Origin of the sequence: Dyella marensis (genome assembly GCF_049532885.1) — a bacterium.
In the GTDB taxonomy this organism is placed as follows: Bacteria; Pseudomonadota; Gammaproteobacteria; order Xanthomonadales; family Rhodanobacteraceae; genus Dyella_D; species Dyella_D marensis.
Genome location: NZ_CP064029.1, coordinates 694,733 through 708,249 on the forward strand (window position 1 = coordinate 694,733; position 13,517 = coordinate 708,249).

Annotated in this window: 9 protein-coding genes and 1 riboswitch; of the genes, 5 read left to right on the forward strand and 4 right to left on the reverse strand. The window is 69.3% G+C overall.

Going from position 1 to position 13,517, the window contains the following annotated elements; all coding sequences use genetic code 11:
- Positions 1 to 39: 39 nt before the first annotated feature.
- From ISN75_RS03075 to ISN75_RS03095, 5 genes are read left to right on the forward strand one after another with little or no spacing between them, the layout of a single operon-like run.
- Positions 40 to 4,068 (forward strand): amino acid adenylation domain-containing protein, encoded by a 4,029-nt coding sequence (locus ISN75_RS03075; protein ID WP_343819428.1) that lies wholly within the window; start codon positions 40 to 42, stop codon positions 4,066 to 4,068.
- A complete protein-coding gene (locus tag ISN75_RS03080; RefSeq protein WP_167252531.1) occupies positions 4,065 to 5,390 on the forward strand; it encodes a glycosyltransferase in 1,326 nt (441 codons plus the stop codon). Before ISN75_RS03075 ends, ISN75_RS03080 begins: the two co-directional genes overlap by 4 nt.
- Complete coding sequence (locus tag ISN75_RS03085; RefSeq protein ID WP_343819427.1) at positions 5,387 to 6,721, forward strand: condensation domain-containing protein; 1,335 nt, start codon at positions 5,387 to 5,389, stop codon at positions 6,719 to 6,721. The genes ISN75_RS03080 and ISN75_RS03085 overlap by 4 nt, the downstream gene beginning before the upstream one ends.
- Complete coding sequence (locus ISN75_RS03090; RefSeq protein ID WP_343819426.1) at positions 6,718 to 7,695, forward strand: glycosyltransferase family 2 protein; 978 nt, start codon at positions 6,718 to 6,720, stop codon at positions 7,693 to 7,695. Before ISN75_RS03085 ends, ISN75_RS03090 begins: the two co-directional genes overlap by 4 nt.
- Complete coding sequence (locus tag ISN75_RS03095; RefSeq protein WP_343819425.1) at positions 7,692 to 8,981, forward strand: condensation domain-containing protein; 1,290 nt, start codon at positions 7,692 to 7,694, stop codon at positions 8,979 to 8,981. The genes ISN75_RS03090 and ISN75_RS03095 overlap by 4 nt, the downstream gene beginning before the upstream one ends.
- Before the next feature lie 169 nt (positions 8,982 to 9,150).
- Here ISN75_RS03095 and ISN75_RS03100 read toward each other — a convergent pair whose 3' ends face one another.
- From ISN75_RS03100 to ahcY, 4 genes are all read right to left on the reverse strand, one after another.
- Positions 9,151 to 10,068, reverse strand: coding sequence for a branched-chain amino acid transaminase (locus ISN75_RS03100; RefSeq protein ID WP_343819424.1), 918 nt, complete (start codon positions 10,066 to 10,068; stop codon positions 9,151 to 9,153).
- A 108-nt stretch (positions 10,069 to 10,176) separates the two neighbouring features.
- Entirely contained in the window at positions 10,177 to 10,758 is a 582-nt protein-coding gene (locus ISN75_RS03105) for a DUF4124 domain-containing protein (RefSeq protein WP_168648036.1), read from the reverse strand.
- A gap of 48 nt (positions 10,759 to 10,806) precedes the next feature.
- A complete protein-coding gene (metF, locus tag ISN75_RS03110) occupies positions 10,807 to 11,634 on the reverse strand; it encodes a methylenetetrahydrofolate reductase [NAD(P)H] (RefSeq protein ID WP_167252525.1) in 828 nt (275 codons plus the stop codon).
- A gap of 257 nt (positions 11,635 to 11,891) precedes the next feature.
- Positions 11,892 to 13,325, reverse strand: a complete 1,434-nt coding sequence (ahcY, locus tag ISN75_RS03115) for an adenosylhomocysteinase (protein WP_167252524.1) — start codon at positions 13,323 to 13,325, stop codon at positions 11,892 to 11,894.
- A 42-nt stretch (positions 13,326 to 13,367) separates the two neighbouring features.
- Positions 13,368 to 13,472, reverse strand: a riboswitch (S-adenosyl-L-homocysteine riboswitch).
- Positions 13,473 to 13,517: the final 45 nt, after the last annotated feature.

Genomic DNA, 13,517 nt, shown 5'->3' on the forward strand with positions numbered 1-13,517 from the left:
AAGGATCGTGCGGCGGAGCGGGCCGCAGGGGGAAAAACCATGAGCGATGTGCGCGACGACGTGCTGCTGCCTTTGACCACCGCCCAGCGCGGCCTGTGGATGAACCACAAGATCGGCGGCGATGGCGCGATCATGAATATCGCCGAGGCGGTGGATATCCGCGGCCCGGTGCAGCCGCCGCTGTTCCGCCAGGCGCTGTACCGCCTCGTCTACGAGGCCGAGATGATGCGCGCCAACGTGATCGAGCGCGACGGCAAGCCGCTGCTGGTGGTGCGCCAGGTCTACGGCGGGCAGTTTCCCTATTTCGACATGAGCGCCGAAGCCGATCCGCGCGCGGCCGCCGAGGCGTGGATGCACGAGGAGTACTCGCGCAACCCGGATCTCGAACACGACCCGCTGTGGGTCAGCGTGCTGTTCAAGCTCGCCGACGACCACTACGTCTGGTACCAGCGCGCGCACCACATCGTGCTGGATGGCTACGGCGGCGGCCTGCTCGCGCGGCGCCTGGCCGAGCTGTACACCGCCCTGGTGCAGGGCAGCGAGCCGCCGCCGTGCGAGTTCGCGCCCGCCGCCACCGCCAGTGCACTGGAAAGCGCGTATCGCGAATCGGACCGCTTCCGCCGCGACCGCGACTACTGGAAGGAGCTGCTGGCCGACCTGCCCGAGGCGGTGACACTGTCGCGCCGCCAGCATCGCCCCGGCCTGGCCGACCGCCTGTGCCGCAGCACGGCGATCCTGCCGCCGGAAACCTCGCGCCGCCTGGCCGAACTGGGCAAGGCCACCGGCGCCAGCCTGCCGCAGGTGCTGATCGGCCTGGTCGCGGCGTATTACCACCGCGTCACCGGTGCGGAAGACCTGGTGTTCGGCATGCCGGTGACGGCGCGGCTCAATGCCGAGGCGCGCCGCATGCCGGGCATCTTCGCCAACGTGGTGCCGATCCGCCTGCAGTTCGCCGCGGAGCTCACCGCCGGCGGCCTGTTCGAACAGGTCTCCCGCGCGGTGCGGCAGACGCTGCGCCACCAGCAGTACCGCTACGAAGACCTGCGCCGCGACCTGGGCCTGGTCGGGCAGGGCCGTGCCGTGGCCTGGCTGGGCATCAATATTGAGCCGTTCGATTACCAGCTCGATTTCGCCGGCGCGGGTACGTCCTCGCACAACATGTCCAACAGTTCGGCGGAAGACCTGATGGTCTTCGTCTACGACCGCGGCACCGATGCCGGCCTGCGCATCGACCTCGACGCCAACCCGCTGCTGTACGACATGGACGAACTGGACGAGCACCGCCGCCGCCTGTGCCGCCTGATCGACGGCGTGCTGGCCGAACCGGAGGCGCGCCTGCGCGACCTCGACCTGCTCGGCGACGAAGAACGCCACCGCCTGCTGGTGGCCTGGAACGACACCGCCGCGCCGATCGAACTGAGCGGCCTGCCCGCGCACGTGGCGCAGCAGGCGGCGCTGCGGCCGGAGGCGCCGGCGGTGATCGCGGGCGACACCGTGCTGAGCTACCGCGAGCTGCACCGGCGCAGCGTGGCGCAGGCGCGGCAGCTGATCGACGACGGCATCGCGCCCGGCGACATCGTGGCCGTGGCGCTGCCGCGCAACGAGCAGCTGCTGATCGTGCTGCTGGCGATCATGCGCACCGGCGCCACGTATCTGCCGATCGATCCGGACGGCCCGGCCGAGCGCATCGCGCTGCTGCTGGACGATGCCGCGCCGATCGCGCTGATCGCCACCCGCGCCATCCACGAGCGCCTGCCCATGGGCGGCGGCATGCAGCTGCTGCCGGAACAGCTGGACGCGCGCGCGCTGGAAGCCGCGCACGAGCCGGACCTGAGCCATCCCGACGGCGTCGCCTACGTGCTCTACACCTCCGGTTCCACCGGCCGCCCCAAGGGCGTGGAAGTCACCCACCGCAATCTCGCCAACTTCCTGCAGGGCATGGCGCGCCTGCTGGAACCCGTACCCGGCCATCGCTTCCTTGCCGTTACCACGGTGATCTTCGATATCGCGGGGCTGGAGCTGTACCTGCCGCTCACCGCCGGCGCCTGCGTGGTGATGGCCGGCAGCGGCGCCGCGCAGCAGCCGGTGGAACTGGCGCGGCTGATCCGCGCCAGCGGCGTCACCCATGTGCAGGCGACGCCGTCGCTGTGGCGCATCCTGCTGGGCAGCCCGGAAACCAGGCTGGACGAAGTGCATGCCATGGTGGGCGGCGAAGCGCTGGGCGCGGAACTCGCCGCGCGGCTCAAGGCCGCGGCGGCGCGGGTGACGCAGTTCTATGGCCCTACCGAAACCACGGTGTGGTCCACCGCCTACGAGCTGGAAGTGATCGGCTCCGGCATTCCGCCGATCGGCCGCCCCATCCTCAACACGCGCCTGTACGTGCTCGATGCCGCGCGGCAGCCGGTGGTGACCGGCGCGATCGGCGAGCTGTATATCGGCGGCGCGGGCGTGGCCAAGGGCTATCTGCATCGCCCGCAGCTCACCGAGGAACGCTTCCCGGCCGACCCCTTCGCCGCTGACGGCAGCCGCATGTACGCCACCGGCGATCTGGTGCGCTGGCGCGACGACGGCCTGCTGGAATTCATCGGGCGCGCCGACAGCCAGGTGAAGATCCGCGGCCATCGCATCGAGCTGGGCGAGGTCGAGAACCTGCTGGCCCAGCACGCCGGCGTCGCCGCTGCGGCGGTCACCACGTTCCGCGATGCGAACGGCAGTCTCGCCGTGGCCGCCTATGTGGTGCCGCGCGAGCCCGCCGCCGTCGATTCCGACCAGCTGCGCGTGTTCCTGGCGCGCCGCCTGCCGGAGCCCGCGCTGCCGTCCAGCTTCACCTTGCTGGACGCGCTGCCGCTGACGCCGAACGGCAAGCTGGACCGCCGCGCGCTGCCGGCGCCGGACCGCATTGCGCGCGCCGCGTTCGTGGAACCGTCCACGCCGGTGGAACGCAAGCTGGCGGAACTATGGCAGCGCCTGCTGCGCATCGAACGCGTCGGCCTGCACGACAACTTCTTCGAGCTCGGCGGCGATTCGCTCACCGCGGCGGAGATGGCGGTGGGCTTCCCCGCGGAATTCGGCGTGGAGCTGCCGCTGGGCAGCCTGTTCGAAGCGCCGACGGTGGCCAACCTGGCGGCCTTCGTCGACCGCCTCGGCGGCGACAGCGACGATCCGCTCGGCGAGGTGATCGTGCTGCGCGCGCCGCCGCGGTTGCGCGAAGTGGGCAGGGCGCCGGCGCGGCCGCTGTTCTGCATCCATCCGATGATGGGCCTGAGCCTGGGCTTCTCCGCGCTGCTGCGGCATCTCGATCCGGCCGTCCCGGTATACGGCCTGCAGTCGCGCGGCCTGCGCGGCGACCTGCGCCTGCCCGGCAGCATCGAGGAAGTGGCGGCGGATTATCTGGCGCAGATCCGGCGCATCCAGCCCGAGGGGCCGTACCGCCTGGTCGGGCGTTCGATGGGCGGACTGATCGGCCACGCCATCGCCGAGCAGCTGCTGGCGATGGGCGAGCGCGTCGAGCTGCTGGCGATGATCGACAGCTATCTGTTCACCGCCGGCGAGCGTTCGCGCCCGCGCGAGGAAGCCAAGGAAGTACGCGCCGCGCTGAACTTCCTCGGCCTGCACCAGCACGCCGGCGAAGACGCGCCGCAGACGCTGAAGGAGCTGGCCTCGCTGCTGCTGCACAGCTACAACGCGCGCTCGATCCCGCTGGTGCAGGAGATCATCAAGAGCCACCCGCAATTCATCGAGCATCTGTTCGCGGTGATGCGCAACAACCTGGAGCTGGCGCGCCAGTACACGCCGCGCCGGATCAACGTGGACCTTCTGTTCTTCCACGCCACCGAGCGCGAGGGCGACCTGGGCGGCATCCTCGACCACCGCCCCTCGGCGTGGCGGCCCTTCATCGGCTGGCGCATCGAGGTGCAGGAGCTGGCCTGCCATCACGAGGCGGTGCTGGAGGCGGCGCCGGCGGAGACGATCGGCACCGTGCTGCGCCATCGCCTGTTCGATATCCCGGACGAGCGCGCGGGCGCCGCCACGCCGCTGGCGCCGCAGCCGGGGCTGGCCGCCGCATGAGCGCGCCCAGGCCGATCGTCATCTTCACCATCGGCACGCAAGGCGACGTGCGGCCCTGCGTGGCGCTGGGGCAGGGGCTGCAGCGCGCGGGTTATCCGGTGCGCATCGCCACCAGCGGCAATTTCGAGCCGCTGGTGCGCGAAGCGGGGCTGGCATTCTTTCCGCTCACCGCCGATTTCCAGGCCATGCTGGAAGCCGACCGCAGCATCGCCGAGCAGGGCCTCAACCTGCGCGCGATGGCGCGCATCTTCCGCCAGCGCTATGCGCTGTGGGCCGAGCACTGGGCCGAGGAAGGCATGGCGGCGAGCGAAGGCGCGGGCCTGCTGATCGGCGTGAGCAACAGCACCTTGCTGGCCAAGGCGCTGTCGGAGCGGCGCGGCGTGCCGTTCGCCATCGCGCGCCTGCAGCCGTTGACGCCCTCGCGCCTGCTGCCGCCGATGGTGCTGAGCGGTTCGCGCGACCGCCTGCCCGGCCCGGTGAGCCTGGCCGCGCATCATCTGCTGTGGCTGCTGGTGTGGCATGTGATGCGGCCGGCGATCAACGACATCGTGCGGCCGCGGCTGGGCCTGCCGCGCTATCCCTGGCATGGGCCTTATCTGGGCCGCCATGCGCTGGACGAAAAGGTGATCAACGGCTTCAGCCGCCACGTGCTGCCGCGGCCGGCGGACTGGCCGGACAGCTCGCAGGTTACCGGCTACTGGTTCTTCGATCCGCCGGCGTGGACGCCGCCGGCGGAACTTGCCGAGTTTCTAGCTGCCGGCCCCAAGCCGGTCTATATCGGCTTCGGCAGCATGGTGAGCAGCCGCGCCGCCGAGTTCACCCGCATCGTGCTGGACGGCGTGCGCAAGAGCGGGCGCCGCGCGGTGCTGGCGGCGGGCTGGGGCGGGCTGGAGATCGCCGAAGGCGCGCTGGACGAGCAGATCTATGGCCTGCGCCAGGCACCGCACGACTGGCTGTTTCCGCGCATGGCCGGCGCCGTGCATCACGGTGGCGCGGGCACTACGGCAGCGGCGGCGCGCGCCGGCATTCCGGCCGCGGTGGTGCCGTTCTACGGCGACCAGCCGTTCTGGGCGCGCTGCCTGCAGCGCCGCGGCGTGGCGCCCGCCGCGCTGGACCGGCGCAGCTTGAACGCCGATGCGCTGGCCGCGGCGCTCACCGCGATGGCGCAGCCGGAGATGCTGCGCGAGGCCGAAGCGCTGGGCCGCGCGATCCGTGCCGAGGACGGCGTGGGCGAAGCGCTGCGGCATCTGCGGCGCTGGGGCTTGCTGGAGGAAGTTGAAATGATGGAGGCCGCGATGGAACCGCAGCGGAGCGTGGCATGAGCGCGCGCCGGCCATTCGCGCTGTTCGAGCGCGGCATGTATCTGGACGGCCAGCGTGCGGTGGCGCTGGTGCTGCCCGCCACGCTGTCCGGCACGCTCGACGAACCGCGCCTGCGCCTGGCGCTGGAGCGCGTGCAGGCGCGGCATGCCGTGCTGCAAAGCCTGGTGGAGCACGACGCCGATGGACGTCCGTGGTTCGTGCAGCAGGACGTGCCCCCGTCGATCGCGCTGCGCATCGTCGAACGGCAGGGCGATGACGACTGGCAGGAGCAGGCGCGGCTGGAATGCGAGCGCCTGTTCGACGGCAGGCGCGAGCCGCTGATCCGCATGGTCTGGCTGCGCGGCGCCGGGCGCAGCGATCTGCTGCTGAGCTGCCATCACTGCATCTGCGACGGGTTGTCGGCGGTGAATCTGCTGCGCGACATCCTGACCGTGTGCGGCCGCCCCGACGCCAGGCTGGGGCCGCGCTTCGAACTGCAGGGCGGCGCCGACGTGGTGCCGCCCGAAGCCCTGCGCAATCGCTGGCTGCAGCGGCGCGCGCGCCTGAAGGCCGCGCTGTTCGGCGCCTTTATCCGCACGCGGCGCATCGGCGCGCCGGTGAGCTACGGCGCCGCCTATACGCAGCGCTGGTCGATCGAACCGGCGGCGGTGCAGGCGCTGGTGCGGCGGGCGAAGGACGCCGAGGTCGGCGTGTTCGCGGCGCTGTGCACGGCTTTCATGCTGGCCTGCTGGTCGGTGCGCGGCGTCCGCGGCGTGGAGAAGTTCGTCGCGCCGGTCGATGCGCGCCGCTATCTGCCGGCGCTGCAGGGCGGCGCCCTGTTCACCATGGCGCCGACGGTGCGGCTGACCTTCGGCGGACGCAAGTCGCGCGATGCGGATTTCTGGGTGCTGGCGCGTGCGCTGCACGAGGATATGCGGCGGCAGATCGACCGCCTCGGGCCGGCGGTCCACGAGCAGTTGCTGGGACTCGAACGGCTGCACCCGCTGTTCGACCAGCTGCTTGCGTGGTCGCGTTCGAAGCGCAGTGGCGGCGGTGTGTCGCTTTCTTACCTGGGCCGCCTCGACGATTCCTCGCGCGACGAAGGCGGTGTCCGCCTGGAAGCGATCCACGCGCCCTCGGCCCTGCTCGAACCCACGCCGGCCAGCCTGATCACCATCGTCGGTTTCGCCGAACGCCTGGACCTCGCCTTGATCTCGGACGAAAGCTCGTTGCCCAGCGCGCAGGCCGCGCAGATCCGCCAGCTGGCGATGGAGCTGCTGCAGGCGGCTTCGGCCTTGCCGGCGCCGGCCGCGGCCGGCTTGTCCGCTCCCGTACCCGTGGAAAGCGTATGAAAAGCTATGGCGTGATCTTCGTGCTGTACCACCCCAGCGAGGCCTTCCTGCGCCATCTGGAGAAAGCGGCGGCGTCGGGGCAGAACGTGGTGGCGATCGACAACTCGCCGCAGCCGGATCTGGCGCTGTACGACGTGCTGCAGCGGCAGGGCTGCACGGTGCTGCACAACGCCAATCGCGGCGGCCTGGCCGGCGCCTACAACCGCGGCGCGGAGCTGCTGCTCGAACGCGGCTGCGAGGTGATCTTCCTGCTCGATCAGGATTCGGATATCGGCGACGACTTTTTCGCCGCGATGATGCAGGCCTGCGAGCGCGAACCGGGCGAGGCTTTCATCCTCGGGCCGAAGATCTACGAGATCAACCTGGAAAAGTTCATGGTGGTGATGCCGCCGGGACGGCGCTGGCCGAAGCCGCAGAAGATGCGCGAGCCGACGGAAGGCGTGTACGACACCTTGTTCGTGATCTCGTCCGGCTCGGCGATCTCGGCGCAGGCATACCGCCAGCTCGGTGCGTTCCGCGAGGATTTCTTTATCGAGTACATCGATATCGAATACGGCTTGCGTGCCAACACGCAGGGTGTGCCGGTGCGCATGAACGCGGCGGTGACGATGCGCCAGACCACCGGGCAGATCGAGCGCCACGGCCGCCTGTTCACCACCAACCATGCGGCGTGGCGCCGCTACTACGGCGCACGCAACGGCGTGTATACCTTGCGCCTGTATCGCGCGCACTGGGGGCTGCATTGGCTGGGCGGACTGCTCGCGCTGCACCAGGCGTTCAACGTGCTGCTGTTCGAGCCGCAGAAGCTGCGCAAGGTGCTGGCGATTGCCTGCGGCTACGTCGACGGGCGCCGCGGCCGGCTGGGCGCCTTCGAAGACCTGCATCCGCGCATCGCCGCGTTCTGCAAGAAGGAGCCGGCGCGCAGCGGGGCGCTTGCCGGCGCTGCCACCGTCGCCACGGAGCAGACGCCATGATGCGCAAGCTCACCACCATCGAGCGGCTGATCGACGGCAATATCACCTATCGCCTCACCATCGAAGGCGCGCTGCCGGTCGAACGCCTGCGCGCGGCGCTGGACCGCGTGCAGCGCAAGCATCCGGCGCTGCGCATGCTGCTGCGCGAGGAAAGCGACGGCTTGTACTACGCGCTGGACGCGGCCGGCCCGGTGCCGCTGCGCGTGGCGATCTGCACCTCGGAGCAGGTGCTGGCCGGCGAGATCGCGCGCGAGGAGGCCAGCGTCTTCGCGCCCGACGAACCGCTGCTGCGCGTGGCCTGGCTGCGCACGGCGCGCGGCGGCGTGCTGCTGATCACCACCGCGCACCGCATCTGCGACGGCATGAGCATCCTCACCCTGGCGCGCGAACTGCTGGCCGGCCTGCACAGCGACGCGCCGCTGCTGCCGTATGCGCCGATCAGTCCGCTGGATGTCGCCGCTCCGCCGGGCGGCCCGGAAGAACGCAGGCAGCGCATGGTCGCGGCGGTGATCAACGGGCTGATCGCGGTGATCCCGCCCTCGCGCCGGCCGCCGCGCCACGACACCTTGCGGCGGGAATGGCATGTGGATGCGGGGCTGACCGCGGTGTTGAAGCATCGCTGCCGGGTCGAGCAGGTGTCGATGCATGCGGCCTTGCTGGCGATCCTCGACCTGGCCTTGCAGTCGGCGCTGGGCAAGCGCGCGCCCACGCGCATCGACAATCCGATCGACGCGCGCCGCGGCCGGCTGGCGCAGCTGAAGGACGACATGCTGTTCTTCGGCGGCGGCAGCTTCAAGATCGAAGTGGGGCGCGAGCGCGGCGCGGACCTGTGGGAGCGGGCGCGCGACATCTATCGCGAGATGGCCGGCAAGATGGAGCAGGAACTGCTGGCGATTCCCGGCAAGTACCGCTTCTGCGAAATGCTGAAGCCGCCGTCGGAGCACAAGTTGAACGCCATCGTGCGGCTGGGCGATGCGCTCAGCCGCAATGGCAACTGGAATCAGTTTTCCTTTTCCAACCTGGGGCCGATCGATCTGCTGGAGGCGCAGGCGCCGTTCCGGCTGGAGGATTTCACCTTGTCGGTGCGCTCCTTCGGCGTGCGTCCGCTGGGCTTGGTGGCGTTCGCGCTGCACGGTCGGCTGCGCTTCGTGTTCATCGGCGAGGAGCAGTGCATGAGCGCGGCGCAGGTGGATGCGCTGGAGCAGGCGTTCATGGGGGTGTTGCGCGAGCAGGCGGCGCATCGCAGGCGCGAGGTCGAGCCGGCGGTGACGTTGGCGGTCGACTGATGCGTTGCCTATAGCGTCATTCCGGCGCAGGCCGGAATCCAGTAACGACAACATGTGGATATGCGAAAGCGCTGACGTCCAGGCTTTCGCGACAACCGATCGATATCGTCACTGGATTCCGGCCTGCGCCGGAATGACGAGAGTGGGAAGTTGCGGCAGGGAACCGGTATTACACCGGCTCCAGCCAACCCCACTGGTCGTTGGTCTTGCCAGTGAACAGCCCGAAGAACAGCTCCTGCATCCGGCGCGTGACGCGGCCGGCCTTGCCCGAGCCGATCTTCTTGCCGTCGACCGAGCGGATCGGGGTGATCTCCGCGGCGGTGCCGCACATCAGCAGCTCGTCGCACAAGTACAGGTACTCGCGGGGGATGTCGCGCTCGATCACTTCGATGCCGTCTTCGCGTGCCAGCGTCATCAGCGTGTGGCGGGTGATGCCGGTGAGGATCGAGGCGCTGGCCGGCGTGGTGTGCAGCACGCCGTCGAAGACCAGGAACAGGTTCTCGCCCGCGCCTTCGCTGAGCAGGCCGGTATTGGCCAGCGCGATGCCTTCGCCGAAGCCCAGGCGGCGCGCTTCACGCGCGATCAGCTGGCCGGAGAGGTAATTGCCGCCGGCCTTGGCGCCGGCCGGAATGGTGTTCGGCGCGAAGCGCTGCCAGCTCGACACGCAGGCGTCGATGCCGCTTTCCAGTGCTTCCGGCCCGAGGTACGGACCCATCGGCCACGCGGCCACCGCCACGTCGATCGGCGTTTCCGCCGACAGGCCGAAGCCGCCGAGGCCGCGGTAGGCGACAGGGCGCAGGTAGGCGGCGCCCAGGCCGTTCTTCTTGATCACGTCGCGGCAGGCCGCGGCGATCTCGTCCTGCGAATAGGGCAGCACCATGTCGTAGATCTTGGCCGACTGGTACAGGCGCTTGAGATGGTCGGTGAGGCGGAAGATCGCGGCGCCGTCCGGCGTGGCGTAGCTGCGGATGCCCTCGAACACCGACGAGCCGTAATGCAGCGCGTGCGACATCACATGCGTGGTGGCCTCGCGCCAGGGCTTGATCTGGCCGTTCTGCCAGATCCATTCGGGATACTGCTGCGCCATATCGATTCTCCGAAAAATGAGCGACATGATAACCGCTGCCGGGCGGCCTCATCTTTCAGCCGCCTTGCAGGGGTTCAAGCGCTCGTTCGAATCGCGGCGATGCGCGGCTCAGCCGGCGCTGCGCAGCCACAGGCAGCCGGAGCGGCGCACGATGTCGAAGCGTGTTTCCTTCGGCTCGCCGCTGGCGTCGTCCGAGGCGGTGTGCACCACCAGCTGGCGCTCCTGCGGCGCGGGATGTTCGGCGGGCGGCGCATCGGGATCGTTGCCGCCGGTCTGCTCCGCCGCGCTCTGTTCGCCGAAATCCAGCAGCGGGCGTTTCATCAGCGCACCCAGGGAGCGGATGTCGGACACCACCGCATTGCGCCCCGCGCCTTCCCACAGCATCAGGCCGGCGAGGCGGTTGGGATCGCGCGTGGCGAAGGCGTCGGTGACGCTCTGGCGCAGCTCGGCCACGCTGGTGGCGCACAGGATCGGCGGCGGCGCGGAGGCCACCGGCGCGTTGGGCGCGGGAGCGGCGGATTTCGGCGCGGCCTGCACCGGTGTGGCTTTCAGTGCGGCGCAGGGCTGGTCGGTGAACAGCGGATTGCCGTCGGGGCCGATGCAGCGGTGCACGCCCTCCTGCGCGTTGGCGGGAGCGGGCAGCAGCCAGAGGGAGAGGAACAGCGCGGAAGCAACGAGGAAGAGACGCATGCCGCGCAGGATAACCCGCGCGGCCTGACTGAAAGCTCGACCTGCCGCTTAAATCGACAGCCGCTCCAGCACGGCCTGCGTCGCCTTGGCGCGGTTGAGCGTGTAGAAGTGCAGGCCCGGCGCGCCGCCGTCCAGCAGGCGCTGGCACAGCTGCGCCACCACGTCGGCGGCCAGTTCGCGGATCGATTCGGCATCGTCGCCATGCGCCTGCATGCGCTTGGCGATCCAGCGCGGGATCTCCGCGCCGCAGGCATCGGAGAAGCGCTTGAGCTGCGAGAAATTGCCGATCGGCATGATGCCCGGCACCACCGGCACGTCCACGCCCAGGCGGCGCACGTCGTCGAGGAAACGGAAGTAGGCGTCGGCGTTGTAGAAGTACTGGGTGATCGCGCCATTGGCGCCGGCGTCGACCTTGCTCTTGAAGTGGCGCAGGTCGGCCAGCGCGTCGTCGGCCTGCGGATGGGTTTCCGGATAAGCCGCCACTTCGATATGGAAATGCTCCCCGCTGTGCTGGCGGATAAAGCCGACCAGTTCGGCCGCGTAGCGGAAGTCGCCGGGCGAGGCCATGCCCGAGGGCAGGTCGCCGCGCAGCGCCACCAGGCGGCGGTAGCCGGCGGCGCGGTAGCCGTCCAGCAGTTCGGCGATCTCGGCGCGGGTGCCGCCCATGCAGGACAGATGCGGCGCCACGTCCAGGCCGTGCTCGCGGTGCAGGCGCGCCACCGTCTCGCCGGTGTAGCTGAGAGTGGAACCGCCGGCGCCGAAGGTCACCGAGACATAGTCCGGCCCGCGCCCCTTCAGCAGGCGGGCGGTGCGGTCGAGCTGGTCGCGTTGCTCGTCGGTCTTGGGCGGGAAGAATTCGAAGCTGATGGCCGGCATCGTCGGAGTCTCGGTGGGCGATGCGGGCGAGTATATATCTCTTGGTCGCGATGAAGCGATATATGGATGGATCGCAACCACGGCGTAGGTTGGGGTGAGCCGCCGGCGAACCCCAACAATGCGCGGCCTGGCCAAGCCTGCGATGTTGGGGTTCGCCTGCGGCTCACCCCAACCTACGCCGGTCGATGAGGCGGTGGCGGGCATAAAAAAAGCGCGCGGTTCGCACCGCGCGCCTTTCGTTTCCGCTGGACCGCCGCTCAGTAGCGGTAGTGGTCCGGCTTGTACGGGCCTTCCACCGGCACGCCGATGTAGGCGGCCTGATCCGGGGTCAGCTTGGTCAGCTTCACGCCGATCTGCTCCAGGTGCAGGCGGGCGACTTCCTCGTCCAGCTGCTTGGGCAGGCGGTAGACGGTCTTCTCGTAGACGTCCTTGTTCTTCCACAGGTCGAGCTGCGCCAGCGTCTGGTTGGAGAAGCTGTTGGACATCACGAAGCTCGGATGGCCGTGCGCGCAGCCGAGGTTCACCAGGCGGCCTTCGGCCAGCATGTAGATGCTGTGGCCCGTCTTGCTGAAGGTGTAGCGGTCGACCTGCGGCTTGATGGTCTCGCGCGACACGTCCTTGGCGCCGTTCAGGCGGTCGATCTGGATCTCGTTGTCGAAGTGGCCGATGTTGCACACCAGGGCGTTGTTCTTCATCGCCGCCATGTGCTCCAGCGTGATGATGTCCTTGTTGCCGGTGGTGGTGACATAGATGTCGGCCATGCCGAGCGTGTCTTCCACGGTGGTGACCTGGAAGCCTTCCATCGCCGCCTGCAGGGCGTTGATCGGGTCGATCTCGGTGACGATCACGCGCGCGCCGAAGCCCTTCAGCGAGTGTGCGCAGCCCTTGCCCACGTCGCCGTAGCCGCACACCACGGCGACCTTGCCGGCGACCATCAGGTCGGTGGCGCGCTTGATGCCGTCGGCCAGCGACTCGCGGCAGCCGTACAGGTTGTCGAACTTGCTCTTGGTGACCGAGTCGTTGACGTTGATCGCCGGCACCAGCAGCTTGCCCGCTTCCATCATCTGGTACAGGCGGTGCACGCCGGTGGTGGTCTCCTCGGAGACGCCCTTCCAGTCGGCCGCGACCTTCTTCCAGAAACCGGGACGCTCCTTGGCGGTGCGCTTGAGCAGGTCCTTGATCACCTGCTCCTCATGGTTGCCGCTGGGCGTGTTGACCCAGTCGTCGCCGTTCTCCATGTCCAGGCCCTTGTGGATCAGCAGGGTGGCGTCGCCGCCGTCGTCGACGATCAGCTCCGGACCTTGCATGCCCGGGTGGGTGAGCATGTCCAGCGTGCAGTCCCAGTATTCCTCCAGCGTCTCGCCCTTCCAGGCGAACACCGGGATGCCGGCGGCGGCGATGGCCGCGGCGCAGTCGTCCTGGGTGGAGAAGATGTTGCAGGAGGCCCAGCGCACCGAGGCGCCCAGGGTGCTCAGGGTCTCGATCAGGACCGCGGTTTCCTTGGTCATGTGCAGCGAACCGGACAGGCGCACGCCCTTGAGCGGCTGCTCCTTGGCGTAGCGGGCGCGGATCTGCATCAGGCCCGGCATTTCCTCTTCCGCCATGCGGATGCGGCGGCGGCCGAGGTCGGCGAGGGAGATGTCGCGGACCTTGAAGTCCTGGCCGGCGGCTTCTTTGCTTACTGCGTTCATGGTGTGGCTCCGGAAATTTGTGCGGCAGCGAATGCCGCATCGGTTGACCGGGCGCCGTTTGACGATGAAAACCATCGAGCCTGGCCGGACTCGTGCCGCCCTGTAACTGGGCAAGACACAGCCGCGGTCGCAGCGCCCCTCGATGGGAGTTCGGAAGTATAGCCGCTGCGGCGTTCGGGATTCGTCACGCCG

Excerpts from the sequence above, each read along its gene's own strand:
- ISN75_RS03085 (WP_343819427.1), top strand. The coding sequence starts at position 5,387 with ATGAGCGCGCGCCGGCCATTCGCGCTGTTCGAGCGCGGCATGTATCTG.
- ISN75_RS03105 (WP_168648036.1), bottom strand. The coding sequence starts at position 10,758 with ATGCGTCTCTTCCTCGTTGCTTCCGCGCTGTTCCTCTCCCTCTGGCTG.
- metF (WP_167252525.1), bottom strand. The coding sequence starts at position 11,634 with ATGCCGGCCATCAGCTTCGAATTCTTCCCGCCCAAGACCGACGAGCAA.
- ISN75_RS03100 (WP_343819424.1), bottom strand. The coding sequence starts at position 10,068 with ATGGCGCAGCAGTATCCCGAATGGATCTGGCAGAACGGCCAGATCAAG.
- ISN75_RS03095 (WP_343819425.1), top strand. The coding sequence starts at position 7,692 with ATGATGCGCAAGCTCACCACCATCGAGCGGCTGATCGACGGCAATATC.
- ahcY (WP_167252524.1), bottom strand. The coding sequence starts at position 13,325 with ATGAACGCAGTAAGCAAAGAAGCCGCCGGCCAGGACTTCAAGGTCCGC.
- ISN75_RS03090 (WP_343819426.1), top strand. The coding sequence starts at position 6,718 with ATGAAAAGCTATGGCGTGATCTTCGTGCTGTACCACCCCAGCGAGGCC.
- ISN75_RS03075 (WP_343819428.1), top strand. The coding sequence starts at position 40 with ATGAGCGATGTGCGCGACGACGTGCTGCTGCCTTTGACCACCGCCCAG.
- ISN75_RS03080 (WP_167252531.1), top strand. The coding sequence starts at position 4,065 with ATGAGCGCGCCCAGGCCGATCGTCATCTTCACCATCGGCACGCAAGGC.